Raw genomic sequence first — 3,720 nt, forward strand, 5'->3', positions numbered from 1 at the left:
CCCCATGCGAGAGTAGGGAACTGCCAGGCATCAAATTGCAGTAAACCGGGATGAATAATCCGGGTAGTGACAAAGAAATTCGGTGGAGCGGTAGTTCAGTCGGTTAGAATACCTGCCTGTCACGCAGGGGGTCGCGGGTTCGAGTCCCGTCCGTTCCGCCACTTATTAAGACATTAAGCCTGCCTTACTGGCAGGCTTAATGGCAAAAAACTTTAGGGGCGTAGCTCAGTTGGTAGAGCACCGGTCTCCAAAACCGGGTGTCGCGAGTTCGAGTCTCTCCGCCCCTGCCATCTATAATCCTTTGCTTCGGCGAAGGATTTTTTTTGTCCAAAATTTACCTTCCTGAAAGGCCCATCGCGGTTCTCCGGGCCATAAAATGATCGCTTTAATCAAAAAACGTTGTTTTTCAATATGTCGCGAATTTGTGCTTGTTTATCGCTATTTTGCAGCCAGATTGCGTATAAAGGCCGTAAAATCGCTGCACCATCTGTTACCGGATATAACCCATCCTGATCTTGTGCCCATGAAACAGGCAACCAGGTGCAACCTTTTAGCGGCACCAGTTGAAGGCGTGCCAGGCTGGCCGAACTGGTGGTCAGCAAAGGAATATCGTCAGCAGCGATAAGCCCCACTTCATGCTGATGGAAATCGGCCCCCCACTCCAGGCGCAGATAGTTCAGATCGGCTTTGGTCGTTTCCGGGGAAGCACAATACAGCTCAAGCTCAAAATGGCCCAGTAGTTGGCTGCTGAATTCATCCATCTTGGGCGCTTCGGTAGTGAGTAAGAGATCGAGTTGGCGCTCGTGTAACTGCTTAACCAGCGACTGACGCTGGGCGATCCGCGCCTCAAACTGCAGAGAATTATCTGCCTGATAAAGCCGTGCCAGCCACTTATTGAGCATGCACTCCCACAGCGAAGCGCTCGCACCGATTGAAAACTCATTGTGTCGCGAGGTGTTCGCCACTTCTTTACGCGCAGCCTGCCACGTACTCATCAGCGTTTCGGCGTAGGGGAGAAGTTTTTCTCCCGCCGCGGTTAAACGGATGTTATTACGATGCCGGGTAAACAGGTTAACCCCAAGCTGATTTTCTAACTGACGGATTCGAAAGCTCACCGCAGATTGTGTCAGATAGAGCGCTTCTGCAGCTCGCCCGAAGTGGCGAGTTCTGCTCACTTCGAGGAAAGTTTTCAGCAATTCGGTATCCACAGCTTTCTCCGCAAATTTTTTTGTCGTAATGATTTAAATCTTTTGTTTTACACTCTGTCAAGCGTATCTAATACTCCGCGCCATAAATAGCTCGGCCAAAGAATTAGGAGCGTGTAGGATGGCGGAAAGCTTTACGACGACTAATCGTTTTTTCGATAATAAAAATTATCCGCGCGGGTTCTCTCGTCATGGTGATTTCACCATCAAAGAGGCGCAGCTGCTTGAGCGTTATGGCTTTGCCTTTAACGAACTCGATCTTGGCAAACGCGAGCCTGCGACCGAAGAAGAACAGCAGTTTGTTTCGGTATGCCGCGGTGAACGTGAGCCAGCGACGGATGCTGAACGCGTATGGACCAAGTATGTTACGCGCATTAAGCGTCCGAAGCGTTTCCACACCCTGTCTGGTGGTAAACCGCAGGTGGAAGGCGCTGAAGACTACACCGATAGCGACGATTAATAAAAAAGGGGCTTTGGCCCCTTTTTTATTGTAGTAAGGTTTGCAGATGGGCAAGCATCCTGTCGATACCGCGATAGCTGAGCGCTTCCTGCAAATGATGTTTTGCAATATCCTCAACTCCCTCCATATCTGCCAGCGTACGCGACACCTTTAGCAAGCGCTGCCAGGCGCGAATAGACAGCCCCAAACGCGTTAACGTTTGTTCAAGCCATAACGCATCTGCCTCCCCCAGCGAGCAATACTGCCGGATGTCGCTACTACCTAAATGCGCATTAAGCTTTCCCTGGCGTTCATACTGGCGCTGCTGCGCCACGATAACCCGTTGCTGTACCGTCTGGCTGTTTTCTCCCGTATGCACAGACTGGCTCAGCAGGCCAGGCGGCGGCAGCGGTATCTCCAGCGACAGATCAAAGCGGTCGAGAAACGGCCCAGAAAGCCGATTGAGGTAACGCAACGTCTGCTCTGGTGTACAGCGGTTATGCTGCCCCTCGTAGTGCCCGGTCGGACTCGGATTCATGGCAGCAATGAGCTGAAACCGCGCGGGGTAGGTGATTTTTGCTCGTGTACGTGAAATATGAATCTTACCGGACTCGATTGGCTCTCGCAGTGCATCCAGAACCCGACGTTCAAATTCCGGTAGCTCATCGAGAAACAGGATGCCGTTATGGGCGAGAGAGATCTCGCCTGGCGCAGGAATTGAGCCACCGCCGACCATTGCTGTCAGAGAAGCACTATGATGAGGCGCGCGAAAAGGACGGCGACGCCATTCGTTTTGCACGCGATAGGTATTCTCCAGACTAATGATGGCCGCGCTTTCCAGTGCTTCACGATCGCTGAGCGGCGGAAGCAATCCGCGCATTCGGGTGGCGAGCATGGTTTTTCCCGTACCTGGCGGCCCAATAAGCAACAGATTATGGCCACCGGATGCCGTTATCTCTAAAGCACGTTTACCCTGTTGCTGACCCATCACTTCGCTTAAATCTTCACACGCGACAGCCGTCGACAGGCTCTCCGGCGGTGGCAGACGTAAATCCTGCTTTCCTTCCAGAAATGCGCAGACTTCAAGAAGATGACTGGCAATGAGACAGTCGCTACCGCCCAGTAGCCCCACGAGCGGCGCGTCATCATCGGACAGTATAATCTGGCGACCGGCGTGGGTTGCCTCCATTGCGGCCGATAGCGCCCCAGGAATACCGCGTAGCGCGCCCGTGAGCGCTAATTCGCCTACAAACTCATACTGCCCCAGTTTTTGGCTATTAAGCTGCTCAGAAGCCGCCAGGAGCGCAATAGCGATAGGTAAATCATATCGCCCGCCTTCCTTGGGGAGGTCGGCGGGTGCCAGGTTGATGGTTATCTTCTTTGCCGGAAAGGTATATCCACTGTTGATGATGGCGCTACGCACCCGGTCACGGGCCTCTTTGACGGTGGTTTCCGGTAACCCCACCATGACCAAGCCGGGCAACCCCTGGCTGATATGCACTTCGATAGTAATGAGCGGGGCGCTGATCCCCAGCGCGGCGCGCGTATAGACGACGGATAGCGACATAGTTCCCTCCCTGAATGGCGGTATTATGTGTCATCCTGTCGTAGCATTAATCCGATGATTACCGTATTTACGTGGCACATTCCTGTATTTTCGCTGATTTTCAGCGCATTTCATTTTTTCCGGAAGCGCGCTCGAATAACGCAACCTACACCGTACATGAAGTCTTCCGCCGGGCCGTGGTCAGAGTCAAAAGGTGAAATTTTTTCATTTCATAAATTCTCTATATAAAACAAATCGTTTTAATCAGATCGTTAGCATGGTAATCATCCGTGTCATAAAAAAAACTTGTGCTTTTTGTGATGTCTGTGGTAACTCTGTAGGTATTCCTTCGAACAAGATGCAAGAACAGACGAAAATGACAGCCCTTCTACGAGTGATTAGCCTGGTCGTGATTAGCGTGGTGGTGATTATTATCCCACCGTGCGGGGCTGCACTTGGACGAGGAAAGGCTTAGAAATCAAGCCTTAACGAACTAAGACCCCCGCACCGAAAGGTCCGGGGGTTTTTTT

At 51.9% G+C, this 3,720-nt stretch carries 4 protein-coding genes and 2 tRNA genes; 4 read left to right on the forward strand and 2 right to left on the reverse strand.

The window, feature by feature from the left end; genetic code table 11:
* Nucleotides 1–84: 84 nt before the first annotated feature.
* Both ACW14G_RS22630 and ACW14G_RS22635 read left to right on the forward strand, forming a co-directional pair.
* A tRNA-Asp gene (locus tag ACW14G_RS22630) sits at nucleotides 85–161 on the forward strand.
* A gap of 53 nt (nucleotides 162–214) precedes the next feature.
* Nucleotides 215–290 (forward strand) — tRNA-Trp (locus tag ACW14G_RS22635).
* Between the two features lie 99 nt (nucleotides 291–389).
* On the opposite strand, the gene hdfR is transcribed toward ACW14G_RS22635, so the two are convergent.
* On the reverse strand, nucleotides 390–1,238 hold the full coding sequence (gene hdfR / locus ACW14G_RS22640; protein WP_419058057.1) for an HTH-type transcriptional regulator HdfR: 849 nt from the start codon (nucleotides 1,236–1,238) through the stop codon (nucleotides 390–392).
* 88 nt (nucleotides 1,239–1,326) lie between these two features.
* Here hdfR and ACW14G_RS22645 point away from each other — a divergent pair, with 88 nt between their 5' ends.
* Nucleotides 1,327–1,665: a DUF413 domain-containing protein gene (locus ACW14G_RS22645; protein ID WP_064549235.1), complete on the forward strand. Its 339-nt coding sequence runs from the start codon at nucleotides 1,327–1,329 to the stop codon at nucleotides 1,663–1,665.
* Between the two features lie 25 nt (nucleotides 1,666–1,690).
* On the opposite strand, the gene ACW14G_RS22650 is transcribed toward ACW14G_RS22645, so the two are convergent.
* Nucleotides 1,691–3,211, reverse strand: coding sequence for a YifB family Mg chelatase-like AAA ATPase (locus ACW14G_RS22650; protein WP_223803543.1), 1,521 nt, complete (start codon nucleotides 3,209–3,211; stop codon nucleotides 1,691–1,693).
* A 355-nt stretch (nucleotides 3,212–3,566) separates the two neighbouring features.
* Here ACW14G_RS22650 and ilvL point away from each other — a divergent pair, with 355 nt between their 5' ends.
* Entirely contained in the window at nucleotides 3,567–3,665 is a 99-nt protein-coding gene (ilvL, locus tag ACW14G_RS22655; protein WP_001311244.1) for an ilv operon leader peptide, read from the forward strand.
* The last annotated feature ends 55 nt before the right edge of the window (nucleotides 3,666–3,720 follow it).

The sequence above is a fragment of the Kluyvera sp. genome, from assembly GCF_965301105.1.